The 15,956-nt window shown below is 70.0% G+C and carries 17 protein-coding genes, 1 tRNA gene and 1 pseudogene; 11 read left to right on the forward strand and 8 right to left on the reverse strand.

Going from position 1 to position 15,956, the window contains the following annotated elements:
- Positions 1–400: 400 nt before the first annotated feature.
- Positions 401–589: pseudogene (locus tag ACP7BP_RS11450) on the forward strand (hypothetical protein); the annotation flags it as partial.
- A 25-nt stretch (positions 590–614) separates the two neighbouring features.
- Here ACP7BP_RS11450 and ACP7BP_RS11455 read toward each other — a convergent pair.
- From ACP7BP_RS11455 to ACP7BP_RS11475, 5 genes are read right to left on the reverse strand one after another with little or no spacing between them, the layout of a single operon-like run.
- Positions 615–1,112: a MaoC family dehydratase gene (locus tag ACP7BP_RS11455; protein WP_426244725.1), complete on the reverse strand. Its 498-nt coding sequence runs from the start codon at positions 1,110–1,112 to the stop codon at positions 615–617.
- 5 nt (positions 1,113–1,117) lie between these two features.
- Positions 1,118–2,869: an acetyl/propionyl/methylcrotonyl-CoA carboxylase subunit alpha gene (locus ACP7BP_RS11460; protein WP_426244726.1), complete on the reverse strand. Its 1,752-nt coding sequence runs from the start codon at positions 2,867–2,869 to the stop codon at positions 1,118–1,120.
- Positions 2,866–3,825, reverse strand: a complete 960-nt coding sequence (locus ACP7BP_RS11465) for an LLM class flavin-dependent oxidoreductase (RefSeq protein ID WP_426244727.1) — start codon at positions 3,823–3,825, stop codon at positions 2,866–2,868. Before ACP7BP_RS11465 ends, ACP7BP_RS11460 begins: the two co-directional genes overlap by 4 nt.
- Entirely contained in the window at positions 3,810–4,640 is an 831-nt protein-coding gene (locus ACP7BP_RS11470) for an HpcH/HpaI aldolase/citrate lyase family protein (RefSeq protein ID WP_426244728.1), read from the reverse strand. The genes ACP7BP_RS11465 and ACP7BP_RS11470 overlap by 16 nt, the downstream gene beginning before the upstream one ends.
- A gap of 1 nt (position 4,641) precedes the next feature.
- Positions 4,642–6,171, reverse strand: coding sequence for an acyl-CoA carboxylase subunit beta (locus tag ACP7BP_RS11475; RefSeq protein ID WP_426244729.1), 1,530 nt, complete (start codon positions 6,169–6,171; stop codon positions 4,642–4,644).
- Between the two features lie 185 nt (positions 6,172–6,356).
- Here ACP7BP_RS11475 and ACP7BP_RS11480 point away from each other — a divergent pair, with 185 nt between their 5' ends.
- The 7 genes from ACP7BP_RS11480 to ACP7BP_RS11510 all read left to right on the forward strand — a co-directional run bounded on the left by ACP7BP_RS11480 (position 6,357) and on the right by ACP7BP_RS11510 (position 12,188).
- The gene (locus ACP7BP_RS11480) at positions 6,357–7,934 is read left to right on the forward strand and encodes an AMP-binding protein (RefSeq protein WP_426244730.1); all 1,578 of its coding nucleotides are present in this window, start codon (positions 6,357–6,359) and stop codon (positions 7,932–7,934) included.
- A complete protein-coding gene (locus ACP7BP_RS11485) occupies positions 7,931–8,746 on the forward strand; it encodes an enoyl-CoA hydratase/isomerase family protein (protein ID WP_426244731.1) in 816 nt (271 codons plus the stop codon). The genes ACP7BP_RS11480 and ACP7BP_RS11485 overlap by 4 nt, the downstream gene beginning before the upstream one ends.
- Complete coding sequence (locus ACP7BP_RS11490; protein WP_426244732.1) at positions 8,743–9,213, forward strand: MaoC family dehydratase; 471 nt, start codon at positions 8,743–8,745, stop codon at positions 9,211–9,213. The genes ACP7BP_RS11485 and ACP7BP_RS11490 overlap by 4 nt, the downstream gene beginning before the upstream one ends.
- Positions 9,210–10,538, forward strand: a complete 1,329-nt coding sequence (locus tag ACP7BP_RS11495) for an MFS transporter (RefSeq protein ID WP_426244733.1) — start codon at positions 9,210–9,212, stop codon at positions 10,536–10,538. The genes ACP7BP_RS11490 and ACP7BP_RS11495 overlap by 4 nt, the downstream gene beginning before the upstream one ends.
- The gene (locus ACP7BP_RS11500) at positions 10,535–10,969 is read left to right on the forward strand and encodes a MaoC/PaaZ C-terminal domain-containing protein (RefSeq protein WP_426244734.1); all 435 of its coding nucleotides are present in this window, start codon (positions 10,535–10,537) and stop codon (positions 10,967–10,969) included. The genes ACP7BP_RS11495 and ACP7BP_RS11500 overlap by 4 nt, the downstream gene beginning before the upstream one ends.
- A gap of 97 nt (positions 10,970–11,066) precedes the next feature.
- Positions 11,067–11,702 (forward strand): TetR/AcrR family transcriptional regulator, encoded by a 636-nt coding sequence (locus ACP7BP_RS11505; RefSeq protein ID WP_426244735.1) that lies wholly within the window; start codon positions 11,067–11,069, stop codon positions 11,700–11,702.
- Positions 11,703–11,981: 279 nt separating this feature from the next.
- Positions 11,982–12,188: a hypothetical protein gene (locus ACP7BP_RS11510; RefSeq protein ID WP_426244736.1), complete on the forward strand. Its 207-nt coding sequence runs from the start codon at positions 11,982–11,984 to the stop codon at positions 12,186–12,188.
- A 12-nt stretch (positions 12,189–12,200) separates the two neighbouring features.
- Here ACP7BP_RS11510 and ACP7BP_RS11515 read toward each other — a convergent pair whose 3' ends face one another.
- On the reverse strand, positions 12,201–12,479 hold the full coding sequence (locus tag ACP7BP_RS11515; RefSeq protein WP_426244737.1) for a DUF6221 family protein: 279 nt from the start codon (positions 12,477–12,479) through the stop codon (positions 12,201–12,203).
- Positions 12,480–13,014: 535 nt separating this feature from the next.
- On the opposite strand from ACP7BP_RS11515, the gene ACP7BP_RS11520 reads away from it, so the two are divergent.
- Positions 13,015–13,422, forward strand: coding sequence for a hypothetical protein (locus tag ACP7BP_RS11520; protein WP_426244738.1), 408 nt, complete (start codon positions 13,015–13,017; stop codon positions 13,420–13,422).
- A gap of 273 nt (positions 13,423–13,695) precedes the next feature.
- Here ACP7BP_RS11520 and ACP7BP_RS11525 read toward each other — a convergent pair.
- Together ACP7BP_RS11525 and ACP7BP_RS11530 are read right to left on the reverse strand one after the other, a co-directional pair.
- Positions 13,696–13,769, reverse strand: a tRNA-Pro gene (locus tag ACP7BP_RS11525).
- A gap of 63 nt (positions 13,770–13,832) precedes the next feature.
- Positions 13,833–14,786: a hypothetical protein gene (locus tag ACP7BP_RS11530; protein ID WP_426244739.1), complete on the reverse strand. Its 954-nt coding sequence runs from the start codon at positions 14,784–14,786 to the stop codon at positions 13,833–13,835.
- 178 nt (positions 14,787–14,964) lie between these two features.
- On the opposite strand from ACP7BP_RS11530, the gene ACP7BP_RS11535 reads away from it, so the two are divergent.
- Both ACP7BP_RS11535 and ACP7BP_RS11540 read left to right on the forward strand, forming a co-directional pair.
- Positions 14,965–15,675 carry a M23 family metallopeptidase gene (locus ACP7BP_RS11535; protein WP_426244740.1) on the forward strand — a complete coding sequence of 237 codons (711 nt, stop codon included), beginning with the start codon at positions 14,965–14,967 and terminating at the stop codon, positions 15,673–15,675.
- A gap of 69 nt (positions 15,676–15,744) precedes the next feature.
- Complete coding sequence (locus ACP7BP_RS11540; RefSeq protein ID WP_426244741.1) at positions 15,745–15,954, forward strand: hypothetical protein; 210 nt, start codon at positions 15,745–15,747, stop codon at positions 15,952–15,954.
- The last annotated feature ends 2 nt before the right edge of the window (positions 15,955–15,956 follow it).

Raw genomic sequence — 15,956 nt, forward strand, 5'->3', positions numbered from 1 at the left:
CCTGTCAAGATCGAAGTCACGTGGGTCTGGGTGGGCGCGCTCGCTTCAAGCGAGACGGCTCGCACTGAGGATGACCGAGATGGTGCGGGGAGGGAAACACGCGCGGGAGACGCGGTCTTTTCGGTCGGGCTGACAGGATTTGAACCTGCGACCGCGCTCGCGCCAAGTGGCGATCACCGAGGTCAAGAAGACCGACTCGTTCAAGGTGCGGCTCGGAGCGAAGCTGTGCAGGCCGGCCGAGGGCGAGAAGGCCGCAGCCAAGTCCGAGGATCAGTACGCGGGCTACCACATGACGCGATTCGAGCCGTTTCTGGGCAAGGCCACCTTGACCAAGCTCACTGACGACGAGGCCCGCTGCCCTGGCGCTCTCGCGGTCGCCCTGACGGTCAAGCCCTCCGCCCGCCCATCGATCATCCGCCTCGTCGGAGCCGTCCTGGCCGAGCAACACGACGAATGGGCAGAAGGCCGCCGCTACCTCGGACTCGACCTCCTCGCGCGCTGCCGACCTCGACCGCGGGCACGCCCGGCGAGTCCTCGAACGGGCAGGGCAATGACTGGCGAACAGACTCCGAGCACGCTGGAACGCTAGCCCACGCCTGTGTCGTGAGCCGTTGTCAAGGAAGTGCGCGGCGACGAAAGAGGTGGACGAAGACCATCTCGGCCACGATGTCGGCGTCCTGGTTCAGCATCGAGGCCACCGTCGTGACCACGCCGCGCCCGGGGTCCGACCTGCTGAGTCGAGCCTGCGTCGTCTCCGTGCGCAGGGACAGCTCGTCTCCCGGCCGGACCGCGACCGAGAACCTGAGGTCGGTGATGGCCGGCGAGGGCAGCGTGGCCACCCGCGAGAGGTAGTGGTCCACCAGGAGCCGCACGCACAGCGAGGCGGTGTGCATGCCGCTGGCGATCAGTCCCTGCGAGAACCCCTTGGCCGCGGCCTCGACGTCGGTGTGCATCGCCTGGGGGTCGAAGCGGCGGGCGAAGTCGATGATGTCGTCCTCGGCCATCACCACGGTGCCGTAGTGGTGGACGTCGCCCACCCGGTAGTCCTCGAAGTAGCGGTCGTCGGCGGGCACGGCGAAGTCCCGAACGTCGAGACAGCGAGTGTGCGTCATCGTGCTCAGTCGGCGTCGACGATCCGGCAGATGAGCTCGCCCTGTCCGCGCGTCTCTCCCACGGCCACGGTCAGTCCGCTCACCTGTCCGGAGCGATGGGCCAGGACGGGGTTCTCCATCTTCATGGCCTCCAGCACCGCGATCGGGTCGCCGACCTTGACCGCGTCACCGTCCGCGACACCCACCCGGATGATCGTCCCCTGCATCGGGGAGAGGACGTCGTCCCCATGGTGAGCGGACTCGCTGACCGCCAGCTCGGCCGACTGCGCCCGGATCCGTTCAGCCGTCTCGGGCGACAGCGTGCTCAAGCCGGGCAGGGCGACCTGGAGCGTACGACGCCCCAGGTGCACCCGCACGGACGTGTCGTCGTCGGCCTGGTCGTCCAGCGGCGCCAGCAGCCGGTCGAGGTTCTCCCCGACCCACTCGGTGTGCACGGCGAAGTCGCCGTCGGCCGCGGTGAACGCCGGGTCGTCGAGGATCTTCGCGTCGAGGTCGAGGACCGTGGGCACCCCCGTGATCCGGATGTCACGCAAGGCCCGTCGGCTGCGAGCCAGCGCCGACGCCCGGGTCGGGCCGCTGACGATCAGCTTGGCGACCATCGAGTCGAAGAGACCGCTGACCTCGGACCCGGCCTCGGCCCCGGCGTCGACCCTGATCCCGGGGCCCTGGGGCATCTCCCAGGTCGTGATGACGCCGGGCGAGGGGGCGAACCCGGCGGCGGGATCCTCGCAGTTGACGCGGAACTCGATCGAGTGGCCCCGGGGCTCGGGGTCGCTGGTCAGGCGCAGCGGCTCCCCGCGGGCGATGGACAGCTGCTCGGAGACCAGGTCGACCCCGGCGGTCTCCTCGGTGACCGGGTGCTCCACCTGCAGCCGCGTGTTGACCTCCAGGAAGGAGATGACGCCCTGCACGTCGACCAGGAACTCCACGGTGCCGGCGCCGACGTAGCCCGCCTCACGACACACCGCCTTCGCCGCGTCGTGGATCGTGCAGCGCTGCTCGTCGCTCAGGAACGGAGCGGGCGCCTCCTCGACCAGCTTCTGGTGACGCCGCTGCAGCGTGCAGTCGCGGGTCCCGACCACCACGACGTTGCCGTGCTCGTCGGCGAGGATCTGCGCCTCCACATGGCGCGGGCGCTCGAGGTACTGCTCGACGAAGCAGTCACCCCGGCCGAACGCCGCCGTCGACTCGCGCGTGGCCGCCTCGAACGCCTCGCTGATCTGCGAGGCGTCCCGGACCACCCGCATGCCTCGGCCGCCGCCACCGAATGCCGCCTTGATGGCGATCGGCAGGCCGTGCTCGCGGACGAACTCCTCGACCTCGGCGCTGCCGGCGACCGGGCCCGGAGTGCCGGCCACGAGAGGGGCGCCCACCCGTCGGGCGATGTCGCGGGCTGTCACCTTGTCACCGAGAGCCTCGATCGCGGCCGGCGGCGGCCCGATCCACACGATGCCGGCGTCGGTCACGGCCGCGGCGAACTCCGCGCTCTCCGAGAGGAAGCCGTAGCCGGGGTGGATCGCCTCAGCGCCGGAGAGCAGCGCCGCCTCGATGATCGCCGGGATGCTCAGGTAGGTCTCGGCGGCCGTGCGGCCGGGCAGGGCGTGCGCCTCGTCGGCCATCCGCACGTGCGGCGCCCCGGCATCGGTCTCGGAGTAGACCGCGATGGCGCGCAGTCCCTCCTCGATGCAGGTGCGGATGACCCGCACCGCGATCTCGCCGCGGTTGGCGACCAGCACGCTGGTGAAGCTCCTCGTCATGATGCGTCCTTGTCTGCTGGGGGCCCGATGGGCTCGTCGCTGCGGATGTGGGGCAGCACCTGGTCGGCGAAGAGATCGACCATGTGCCGGAGCGACTGCGCGTCCGCGGCCGCGGGCGCGAAGATGAAATCCGATGCGCCGTGCTCGGCGTACATCCCGAGCCGGTCCACCACCTGCGCCGGCGAACCGGCGACGAGGTAGCGGTCGGCCAGTGGCGCGAAGTCCTGCTGATAGGTCTCGCTCACGACCGAGACCGCCATTCCCCGAGCCCGCGCGCTCGACTCGTCGACCGCACCCCAGCCGAAGAAGGCGCCGCGCGGAAGCACCCTGTCCACCTCCAGCTCGTCGTGGAGCTCGCGGAGACGAGCCAGCCCGGCGGCGAGCTGCTCGGGTGAGACGACGTAGGGGAACCAGACGTCTCCGTACCGCACGGTCCGGCGCAGGGCGGCCTCCTTGCGCCCGCCCACCCAGATCGGCGGGCCACCGGGCTGCATCGGCGGCGGATCGAGCCTCAGGCCGGCCACGCGGGCGTTCTCGCCGGTGAAGTCGACCGGTCCGCCGGCGAAGAGGGCCCGCAGCAGGTCGAGAGCCTCGTCGGTGCGGCGGCCGCGACCGCGTACCGGCACACCGACGGCGTCGAACTCCGGAGGGAACTCGCCGCCCACGCCCACGCCGAGGTCGAAGCGGCCGTGCGAGATGCGGTCCAGGATGGAGGCCTGCTTGGCCGCCAGGGCCGCGGGATACAGCGGCAGCACCGTGAGCGCGCTGAGCAGCCGGATCCGTGAGGTGACCGCAGCCGCCGCCGCGAGCGTGACGAAGGCGTTCTGCATCGGGCCGTGGAAGAACACGTGCTCGCCGCACGCCAGGTAGTCGAAACCGAGCTCCTCGGCCCGCACGGCTGTGTCCACCACGCCGGCCGGGTCGGCCGTGGGAGGGATGATCACTCCGACGCGCACTGCTGCTCCTCACCGGCGCGCGCGAGGGTCGCGCGGGCCATCTTCAGGTGCACCTCGTCGACCATCTGGCCGTCGACCATCCCGACCCCGGACCCGGTGGCGTCCCCGGCCTCGGCGAGCACTCGGCGCGCGTGGGCCACCTCCTCTTCGGTCGGGCTGAACACCTCGTGGGCGATCTCCACCTGGCGCGGGTGCAGGCAGATCTTCCCGTGGTAGCCGAGATCGCGGCCACGGTCGGCGTCGACCCGGAAGGCGTCCCCGTCGTGCACGCTGACCACCGCCTGGTCGATGGTGTCCACTCCGGCCAGCCGGCCGGCGAGCACGACCCGGCTGCGGGCCCAGAGCACCTCGGACCCGCCTGCGGTACGCCGGCCCCCGAGGTCAGCGACGTAGTCCTCGGCACCGAAGTAGCAGGCGTCGACACCGAACTGGAGCAGCTCACGGCAGTCCGCCACGCCTCGGCCGGTCTCCAATCCGACCACGAGCAGCTCGTCGCCGATGGCCTCGCGCACCCGGGCCGCGGTGCTGACCTTCTCGTACTTGGGTAGCACGACACCGATCCCGGCGTCCGCGGCGACGCGCAGGTCGTCCTCGAACCACGGCGTGCCGAGCGGGTTCACCCGCAGCAGCACCGACAGGCCCCCGAGGTCGTGCTCGGCCAGCGTCGTCTCGACGGTCCGGCGCGCCTCGTGCTTGGCTCGCGTCGCGACGGCGTCCTCGAGGTCGAGCACCGCCACGTCGGGGGCGATGGTGCGGAGCTTCGCCGCCATGGCCGGGCGGTCGGCCGGCAGGAAGAGCAGGCTGCGCACGGCCATCTCAGACCGGCCAGACCGGGTGGTTGCGCCGCCAGGGCGATCGTTCCCATCCCTCAGCGTCGGCCAGGCGGGCGATCAGCTCGGCCCGCAAGTCCTCGGGTTGCACGACCGTGTCCACCACGAGCCGGCTGGCCAGACCGACGAGGTCCAGCTCCAGCTCCTGCTCGGCCACCCGTTCGTCGATGAAGCGCTGCCGCTCCTCGGGATCGGCGATGGCCGCGATCTTGTTGGCGTAGACCGCGTTGGTCGAGGCCTCCGGCGCCATCGGTCCGATCGTGGCGGTCGGCAGCGCGATGGTCGCGCGCGGCTCGAAGCCGGGGGCGCACATGGCGTAGGTCCCGGCGGCGTACGACTTGCGCAGGACCACCGTCAGCTTGGGCACCTCGGCGCTGGCCATCGCGGTGACCATCTTGGCGCCGTGGCGGATGATGCCCTGGCGCTCGATGGCGACGCCGACCATGAACCCGGGCACGTCCTGCAGGAACACCAGCGGGATGTTGTAGGCGTCGCACAGCAGGATGAAGCGGGTCGCCTTGTCGGCCGAGTCCACGAAGATCGCGCCGCTCCGCACGCTGGGCTGGTTGGCGACGAGCCCCACCACCTCCCCGTCGAGGCGGGCCAGGCCGGTGACCATCTCGGTCGCCCAGGTCGACTTGATCTCGAAGAAGCTGTCCTCGTCCACGACCCGGTCGATGACGTCTCGGACGTCGTAGCTGGCGTTCGGGTCGGTCGGGATGAGGCTCTGCGGCCAGTGTGCGGTCTGGGGCGGGCGCGCGGCCTGCCCGGCGGGGCGCTCCCGGTAGGTGGAGGGGAGGTAGCTGAGCAGACGGCGGGCGGCGGCGATCACCTCCCAGTCGTGGTCGAAGGCCTCGTCGCCGACCCCGGAGACGGTCGTGTGCATGTCGGCGCCGCCCATCTCCTCCAGGGTGGTCTTCTCCCCCGTGACCTTCTCGGCCACGCGCGGCGAGGCGAGATACATCGATGCGTTGCCCCGTACCATCCCCACCCAGTCGGTGAAGGCCGGCATGTACGCGCCACCGGCGGCCGAGGGGCCGTGCAGGCAGCAGATCTGCGGCACCCGCCCGGACAGCCGGACCTGAAGCTGGAAAATGCGCGAGGCGCCTCGGCGGCCGGCGAAGAAGCCGAGCTGCTCGGTGAGCCTGCCCCCGGCGGAGTCCACCAGGTAGACGACCGGCAGCAGGTCGCGGTCGGCTCGTTCGAGAATGCGGACCTGCTTCTCGCACGACAGCTCACCCCAGGAGCCCGCCTTGACGCTGAAGTCGTGGGCGATGACGGCCACCTGCCGACCCTCGATGCGGCCCACCCCGGTCAGCACGCCGTCCGCCGGCAGGCCGTCGCGCAGGGCGTTGGCCAGCAGGCCGTCCTCGACCCAGGAGCCCGGGTCCAGCAGGAGGGCGATCCGCTCACGCACCGGCAGCTTCGTGGGCCAGCGCTCGGAGCTCAGCCCCCGCTGGGCGGTCTCCAGCGCCTGGGCGACGTCGCGGATGGCCTCGGTCCGGAGTGCGTTCACGACATCGGTCCTTTCAGTTGGGCGGTGTGACTCAGCCACGATACTCGACCAATCGGTCGAGAAATGTCCACCCTCAACTTCAAATACTGGCTCAACAGTGAGCAATCCGCCCTGGAACCTTGACAAGCGCGTGGCGGACATAACAGTCTTTCTCGACCGTCGGGTCGAGTAACGAGGAGGATCGCATGCAGTTCTACGAGCCGCGAGAACGGACCATCGGCCGGATCCTGGCGGACAAGGCGTCGCGGGTGGGCGACAAGCCGTGCCTGGACTTCCTGGGGCGGGGCGTGTGGACCTACGCCGAGGTCGACGCGATCACGAACAGCTACGCCGAGGGGTTCCGCCAACACGGGGTGGTGCGCGGCGACCGGGTCGCCTTCGTGATGGGCAACTGTCCCGAGCTGCTCTTCTCGCTGTGGGGCCTCGGCAAGCTCGGCGCGATCGGCGTACCGCTCAACACCGCCGCCAAGAGCGACCTGCTCGTCTACTTCCTGAGGCAGTCCGAGTCGATGCTGGTCTGCACCGAGCCGGAGCGTGAGGAGCGGGTGCGGGCGGCCGCCGCGGCCGCCGCCGGTGCGGGCCTCACCGTCCTGATGCAGGACGAGCTCACGGCGTTCGGCGATCTTCACGCCGCGCCACCGGCGGCGATGTCCGACGTCCAGGCGTCCGATCCCCACCTGATCATGTACACCTCCGGGACCACCGGCCCCTCCAAGGGTGTGGTCTCGCCCCACTCCCAAGGTCACGCCGTCGGGCACGCGATGGCGGTCCACTGCGGATACCGCCCCGACGAGCGGCTCTACACCTGCCTGCCGCTGTTCCACGCCAATGCGCTGTGGTTCACCGTCTACGCCGGCCTGTGGGCCGAGGGCACGGTGATCGTCTCCCGTGGCTTCTCCGCACGCCAGTTCTGGACGGAGGTCCGCGAGAGCCGTGCTACGCAGTTCAACGCCCTGGGCGCGATGGCGAACATCATCTGGCAGCAGCCGCGCTCCGAGCTCGACCGGCAGCACCAGGTGCGGACCGCGATGATCGTGCCCCTGTCCACCGACCTCGCCGAGCGCTTCGACGAGCGGTACGGCATCCGCGTGACCTCCGTCTACGCCATGACCGAGAACTGCGCGATCACCGTCCTCGGGATCGACGACCCGGTGGACAAGACAGGCTCGGCCGGGCGGGTCACCGAACGGGTCGAGGTCCGGGTCGTGGATGACGACGGCTACCCGGCCGAGGCCGGGGCAGTCGGCGAGTTCTCCATCCGGCCCAACGAGCCGGGCTCGTTCATGCTCGGGTACTACAACATGGCCGCCGAGACCGTGCAGGCCACCCAGGACCTCTGGTTCCGCACCGGTGATCGCGGCTGGATCGACGAGGACGGCTACCTCTACTTCAGCGACCGCAAGAAGGAGGCCATCCGGAGGCGGGGCGAGAACATCTCCGCCTACGAGGTCGAGGTGGTGCTCGCGGGCCACCCCGACGTCGTGGAGGCCGCGGCGGTGCCGGTGCCCTCCGAGCTCGGCGAGGACGAGGTGATGGCCTACGTGGTCCCGCGCCCGGGCAGCACCATCGACTACGCGGAGCTCATCGCCTACTGCTCCGAGCGCATGGCGTACTTCATGGTGCCGCGCTACCTCGAGCAGCTGCCTGAGCTGCCCAAGACCGCCAGCCAGAAGATCGAGAAGTACAAGCTGATGCAGGCGGCTCGCGAGCGGCTGGACCAGCTGTGGGACCGCGAGGTCGAGGGCATCCAGGTGCAGCGATGAGCAGCGCCGATCGCGTCGGGGACGTCGTCCTCGAGGTCGACGAGGACGGCGCCCTGCTCGCGACGATCGACCGCCCCGAGGCACTCAACGCCCTGTCTCCCCGCGTGCTGGATGGTCTTCTCGAGGCCGTCGGCCGGGCCGATCGCGGCGGTCACCCGGTGCTCGTGGTCCAGGGCCGCGGGGGCACGCTCTCGGCCGGCGCGGACCTTGCGCACCTGCTCTCGGTGCAGTCCGACCGCGAGGCGGTGCGCGGCTACGTCGCCGACATCGGCGCGGTGAACCTGGCGATCGAGGCAGCCCAGGCCGTGTCGATCGCCGTCGTGGACGGGTACGCCGTGGCCGGCGGCTGCGAGCTCCTGCTGGCCTGCGACCTCACCGTCGCGACCGACCGGGCGCGGATCGGCGACCGACACCTGGAGTACGGCCTGCTGCCCGGCGCCGGCTCCTCGGTGCGACTTCCTCGCGCGGTGCCGCCACCTCTCGCGCGCCGGCTGATGCTCACCGGCGAGCTCGTGGACGGTGCGACCGCCCATGCCTGGGGCCTGGTCACCCACCTGGTCCCCGCCGAGGCGCTGCGCGGCGAGCTGGCGGCGCTCCGCGCCCGGCTCGCTCGGCACAGTCCGACCGCCTTGCGCGGCATGAAGCAGATGTACCGCGAAGGCGGCACCCTTCCGCACCGCGAAGCACTGGACCGAGAGCTGGAGCTGTTCCTGGAGCACCTCGGCACCCCGACCGTCGCCGAGGGCCTACAGGCCTTCCGCGACGGGCGCCCCCCGCAGTTTCCCGATCAGTGGAAGAAGGAGCACCCATGACTGGTATGTGGTTCGAGGAGCTGACGGTGGGCACCACCGTCGAGCACGCCACCCGGCGCACCGTGACCGAGACGGACAACGTCTTGTTCACCACGATGACGATGAACCCCGCACCGCTCCACCTGGACGCCGACTACGCCTCGCGCACCGAGTTCGGTCGACCGCTGGTGAACAGCATGTTCACCGCAGCGCTCGTGGTCGGACTCTCGGTGCCCGAGCTGACCCTCGGCACCATCGTGGCCCAGCTCGGCCTGAGCGAGGTCACGTTCCCCGCGCCGGTCTTCACCGGCGACACCATCAAGGTCACCACCGAGATCGTCGAGGCGCGGGCGTCGAGATCGCGCCCCAACGCCGGCCTGGTGGTCTTCGAGCACCGCGCCACCAACCAGCGCGACGAGCTCGTCTGCCTGGCCCGCCGTACCGGCCTGATGCTGCGCCGCCCCACTCCCACGAAGGAAGACCGATGACGACGACGACGACCGCGGGCGCTCCCGCGACCGACCCCAGGACCATGCGCCGGGTCGCGATCTCGGTGCTGATCGGGACCACTGTCGAGTGGTACGACTTCATCCTCTACGGCTCCGCGGCGGCCCTCGTCTTCGGTCCGCTGTTCTTCCCCAGCGAGAGCACCACGGTCCAGACGCTGCTGTCGTTCAGCACGTTCGCGGTCGGCTTCGGCGCGCGGCCCCTGGGCGGCATCATCCTGGGGCACGTCGGCGACCGCATCGGACGCAAGCGGGTGCTCTTCCTGTCGCTCATGCTGATGGGCATCGCCACGTTCCTGATCGGCGTGATGCCCACCTACGACCAGATCGGGCTCGCCGCCCCGCTGCTCTTGGTGCTGCTGCGCCTCGTGCAGGGCTTCGGCGTGGGAGGCGAGTGGGGCGGCGCGGTGCTGACCTCGGTCGAGTTCGCCTCCCCCGGTCGACGCGGGCTGTACGGCAGCCTCCCCCAGATGGGCGTCCCGCTGGGTCTGTTCACGGCCACGGCGGTGTTCTTCTGCTTCCGTCAGCTCCCCGAGGACGCCTTCATGTCCTGGGGCTGGCGCATCCCCTTCCTGCTGAGCGTCGTGCTGGTCGGCATCGGCCTGTTCGTCCGGAGCCGCCTCGAGGACACCCCGGCCTTCACGGCCGTCAAGGAGCGCGACGAGATCCAGAAGGTGCCCGTCCTCGCTGCCCTGCGGCGCTACCCGCGCCAGATCGCGCTGGCCACCGGCTCGATGATCAGCACCGGCGCCTACTTCTACGTGGTCAACACCTACGCGCTGAGCTACGCGAAGGAGACGGGGGCGCAGAGCGGCTCTGCGATGCTCATCGCCGTGCTGATCTCCGCCCTGGTGGCCGCCTGCGCCCTCCCGGTCTTCGGTGCCTACGGTCAGCGACACGGGCGGCGCCGGACGATCATCTTCGGACTGGGCGCGATGATCGTCTGGATCTTCCCGACGTTCCTGGCCGTCGACACCGGCAACCCCGTGCTCCTGGTCCTCGCCTACGTCGTCGGCGCGCTGTTCTTCAGCGTCTCCTACGGCCCGCAGGCCACGTTCATCACCGAGCTGTTCGATGCCTCGGTCCGGTTCACGGCCTCGTCGCTGTCGTTCCAGATCGGCGTCCTGCTCGGTGGCGCGATCGCCCCGATCGTGGCGACCAGCCTGTTCGCGGCCACCGACACCTCGATGACGGTGGCGGCGTACGTGGCCGTGCTCTCCCTGCTGTCGCTGATCTGCGTCGCCGCGGTCACGAAGAACGACCTCGCCCGCGGCAGCGCCGACATGGGAGGGGTGGAGGCCCCGTGATCACCGGGTACCTCGACCAGCTCAGCGTCGGCCAGCGCCACGTCACCCGCGGCCGGACCATCACCGAGACCGACCTGGTCACCTTCGCGATGTTCACCGGCGACTGGCACCCGCTCCACACCGACACCGAGTACGCGGCACAGGATCCGCGGTTCGGGCAGCGGATCGCCCACGGTGCGCTGGTGCTCTCGGTCGGCCTCGGGCTCGTCGAGTTCTGGCCGCCGGCGATGAAGGCGTTCTACGGCGCCGACAAGCTGCGCTTCGTGGCGCCGACCTTCATCGGGGACACGATCCACGTCGAGACGGAGATCGTCGACATCGTTCGGCGCGACGACGGCGACGGCGTCGTGGCCTCGAGCTTCGTCGTCAGCAAGTCCGACGGCACGCCGTGTCTCGTCGCGACCCTGAAGTGCCTGGTCGCCGCCGGCTAGATGTACCCAGCCCCGCCGCGGCGGCAGCCTATGATCGACCTGCCGCCGCGGCGAAGCGCCCGCGCACGGGCTGATCGAGACCGGCGAAGGGAGCAGCGTGGTCGGACGTCCGAGCCGGGCCGTCGAGTCCCGACGAGAGATCATGGACGGCGCGGCCGAGCTCTTCAGTCGCCAGGGATACCGCGCCACGTCGATGATCGAGATCGCGGCCGCCGTCGGGTTGAGCAAGGCCACCCTCTACCACTACTTCCGCAACAAGGAAGAGATCCTCGTGCGTCTCTACGAGGAGGTGATGGCCGACGCGATCGAGAACGCACGCGAGGTGGCCGCCTCCGTCGACGAGCCCCTGGAGGTCCTGCACCGCCTCCTCGCCTACCGCGTCCAGACCACCTGCGAGCGCCAGTCGATGTACAAGGTGTTCTTCGAGGAGGAGGAAGAGGTCCCCGACGAGCTCATCCGGACGGTCATCGAGCAGCGGCGCCAGTACGAAGAAATCCTCCGCACCCACGTGGTCGCCTACCTCGACGCCCTCCGGTTCCCCCCGGAGATCGACGTCACCGTCTTCGTGAACTCCTGCCTGGGCGCGGCGAACTGGGTCTACAAGTGGTATCGGCCGGGTGGGCCGCTGACCGCCGCTCAGCTCGGCAACGAGATCGCCGACTACGCTCTTCGCCCCTTGGCTGTCCAGCGCCCGCCGGCCCCGGAGGCGTCCGCCCGCGCGACTACCTCCTGACCGACGTCACCGAGGGCCATATGGCAGTGGCGAAGGCTGAGGATCGTGACGGCTGGATTGCGCGTTCGCCGGCTACCCCACGCCCGCCCACCCGGGCGGCGGGGACTAGACCATCGAATGACGGCCGCCACCGTGGGTACCGCGCGGTGGCGGGTGCCAGAACCGCGGTGGCAAGCACCCGCTGGCCCCCGGGTCCAGGGGAAGCCTCCCGGGGGTCGTCTCGGGCCATGTGGGTGCTGGCCCGCTCGTGCTGTCGGCCCCGCCTGGCACCCTGTCCCCATGCGCGAGCCGAAGGTCTACAGCGGCTGGGAGCGGCCGCTGGTCGAGGTCTTCGTCGACGGCACCTGGTGCCCCAGCGAGCTCCGCGCCTGGCTCCCTGTAGGCAAGGACGAGTGGAAGGCCAACGTCTCCTGGAGCCGCGAACCCGGCTCAACGTTCCTCGACACCGTCACAGCCGACCGAGTGCGACCAGTCGACGAGACCTGATTGGCCGTCTAGCTATGGCCGCCACTCCTCCCGGAAGTTCGGGTGGGCTGCATACACGCTGGCCATACTGCGGAGCGCGGTGTCGCCCAGCGGGCTAGCCGGCGCAGCCGAGTCGCCCATCTCGCGGAGTTCTTCGATGCCCAGGGCCCACTGGATCATGTTGCGGTCAGCCTCACACGCGCCCAGCACCCCGGGAGGCCAGCCCTCGTCTCGTTCCTCAAGCGCCTCGGCTTCACGCTCAGAGATTCTGGCCAGCAGGAACTCCACCATCGGATGCGTCAACTGCGTCATGAGTCTGCTCCCGGTCCTGCCCCCTACGCGATAATGCGCGCGAAAGGAGAGTCGGGGCAACCCCTTACCGAAGGCCCACGGAAAGCCGGCTACGCGTAGCGCGGGGAACCGACGAGGTAGATGCTCGGCTCTGCTGCTCGAGCGATGCTTGCTACGGCCTTGACGTCGTCCGTAAGAAGTCTGATCCGGTCGCCCTGGCAAGAGGACACGAGCAGCTCCAGGTCGCTGCGCAAGTGCTCGGCCCCCTCGTTCCGCAGGGCATTCACCACGACATCACCCCTGCCCTGACCGGTGTGAATCGTGACCTGCACGTCGAGCCGTACGCGCTCAGAATTCCGAGTCGTAGGTTCAGCAACTTCCAACATCTTGTGAGCATGCCCCCGCCAGGCGGAACTAAACCCGTGAGTAACTTGGCGACCATCGGCCGCTTAGACGATCCACGACCGGTCGCTCACGGCCCTCCAGCATCTTGTAGACGGTGCCCGAGCCGACGCTGGCTACCCTGGGAGGCGTGAGGTACTGGCGGAACGGACCTATGCTCGCCCGGAGCGCCAACGGCGATCCGTTCGTCGACATCGAGATGTTCAACCATCGCGTCGGCGCTTGGAGAGTCGGCCAGTGGGTGGAGGCTGGCTCGGTCGTCTTCACGGGCGACTGGACTCCCGTGCTCGAGGTCGAGGTCGAGGTCAAGGAGGTCATCCTGTCCGTCAAGACCGGCGTCAAGCCCACCTGGCGGGAACCCCTGGAGGGCTGGTCTACGCATCGCCCGTTTTCGTTGCCGCCTGGGCTGGAGCGCCGTGAGCGGATGGAGGCACGTGGCATGAACATCAGCGCCAACGACTTCACCGAGGCCGAGCAGGCCGAGATGGAAGCCGAAACGGAGCGGTGGGCCGCGACGCGCGAGTCCCGCATGCGGCCGATCGCCGATCTCTACCGCGATTGACTCACGCCCTTCAGGTGGGCCGCTGCGGCGACCACGCGGCCGGCACTCCCCTGGCGGTCGTCTCGAGCGCTTGGGCCACTCGAGCGTCTCGGTGACGGCCGACATCTACTCCCACCGGCTGGAGTCCACCGAGCACGACGCGGCCAGCGCTGCGTCGGCGCTCGTGCAAGCTCGCAAGGCTCCTGTACGCGCACTGCACGCACAAGGGGTGAGAATGAGGAAGAGGCCGCCTCCGCCATGAGCGGAAACGGCCTCTGACCTGCTGATCTTCGGTCGGGCTGACAGGATTTGAACCTGCGACCCCTTGACCCCCAGTCAAGTGCGCTACCAAGCTGCGCCACAGCCCGAATGCCTTCCGAGGAAGGCCGGGGGAAGATTACCGCAGGCGCCCCGAGGAGGCCGCATCGGGCTCACCGAACAGCAGCGGAGTCTGCTGACACCTGCAGTGGCGACGTGTCCACCGCCTCGAAGGCGGAGGCGGGAATCTCCTTCAGCTCCTCGACCAGCCGGTCCGGCCACCTGCGGTTCTTCTCGCCCTGGAAGAACCACGGCGACCCGTTGTCGGCGAGCACCAGGCCGTAGGTCTGCATCGCCCGGATGACCTCGACGGCATCGGCGCCGAAGCCGGCCAGCGGGAAGTCCGGCTCGAGGCGGAACCTCGCGCCCATCGGCGGATAGTCGTGACTCCCCTGCGACCCGGCGTAGTGCCGGGCCGGCCACACGTGCCATCGGGAGGTCACGTCCGTGGTGAAGCGGATCGCGTGGTCGACGCGGCGCTCACGGACCTCGTCCCAACGCAGCAGGCCGGGCAGGATCGGCAGCCCCGCCGCGTCGGCCGACGTCCAGCCGTCCGGGCGGAGCGCGTTCGAGCGAAGCGACCACGTCGCGCCCGACCCCGCCCGCCACCTGCCCTGGGCCTTCCGCGTCGCGAAGGTCTCGTACAGGCGACAGGTCTTCCGGTCCACGACGACGGCGTGCCTGTCGCCGTCGGAGCTGCGCCCGCCCTCGATCCGGGTGTCCTTGCCCAACGGGTAGCGGAGCCGGTCGCTCTCGTCGGCGTACAGGAACCTCACCCTCACCTTGCGGTGGCCGCCGCCGACGACCGTGACGGGGATGCCGTACCTGTCTCCGAAGTCGGGGTGCAGCTCCCGGTCGGTCGACATGCGCGCGAGCCAGCGGTCGCTCGACGGGTGCGTCGGCAGGTCTCGGATGTCAGCGTGCCAGTAGTTGTCGGTGGGAAAGACCGCACAGGTCGTGCGTGCCAGAGGCGCGGACACCTGATGATCCGCCGGCGAGGCCAGGGAGGGTCCGCTCGACAGCGTGGCGAGGATCGTGGAGAGGCAGACGGCGACGGTACGACGCATCCCCGCAGGCTAGCGCCCGGGCCGTCGTACGACCGGGGGCCCGTCCGGACTACTCCGGAACGCACATACGGGGTCGCAGCCGAGCTGCGCAATGGCCCGATCGGGCCGGTTGACCGGGTTCGTCGGACTGCCTCGGCAATCCGTCGCACGATGAAGTCCGACGTACCGGGAGAAATGCATGGGAACGACGGCTGGCGGCGCAGTGCGGGGCCAGGTTGCGCTCGCGGCCGCCGTCGTGGGGCTCTCGGCGACGCTGCTGCTTCCGGGCTCGGCGGCCGCCCACTCGGTCCCCCAGCCGGACTACGCCAGGGCAACAGCGAGCGGCTCGGCGGGCGTGCCCAACGCCGCCGCCAACCTGCTCGAGCGCCGGGTCAGGCAGCGCGAGCGCGCCCTCGACTCCCTCGAGCAACAGGCTGCGACGTACGAGCAGGTGCAGGTGGTCGAGGTGGCCCGGCTGGCCGCCCTGGGCTACACCGGCGACCTGTCCGATCTCACCCACGTCCTCCCGCTCGCGGACTACGCGATGTCGGCCGGGTTCGGCCTGGCCGGGCCGCACTGGAAGCACGCGCACACCGGCCAGGACTTCGCCGGCTCCCTCGGCACCAGCCTCGTGGCGGTGGGCGACGCCGCCGTCACCTCCGTCGGGGACAGCGGCGCCTACGGTCTGCGCACCGTGCTGACCCTCGAGGACGGCACCGAGGTCTGGTACTGCCACCAGCTCACCGCATTCGTGACCGGTGGCGACACCGTCGAGGTCGGCCAGCCCATCGGCCTCCTGGGTTCGACCGGCAACAGCACCGGTCCCCACCTGCACCTCGAGGTCAGGCCCGCGGGCGTCGGTCCGATCGACCCGATGCCCTGGCTGGCTGCGCTCGGACTCCAGCCCTGACCCTCCCCCGTGCGGGAATGCCACCCCGCGAGGTGTCCGGACCCGCCCGCGAAGGGCTAGGTTCGGGGCATGACCCGAATTCTGGCGTTGCTCATCGTCGTCTGGCTCGTCATCGGCGCCCTGGCGGCGTACCAGCGCGACTACTTCACCGACAACGACACCAACTGCGCCGAGGCGAGCAACATCGCGCTGACGATCGTGGCCGGGCCGCTCAACTACTTCGGGGTCAACCCGAAGGTGAAGTGCAAGGCGCCCAACGTCCCCGAGCCGTCGCAGTGACC

Source organism: Nocardioides sp. LHG3406-4 (assembly GCF_049897745.1).
Classification (GTDB): Bacteria; Actinomycetota; Actinomycetes; order Propionibacteriales; family Nocardioidaceae; genus Nocardioides.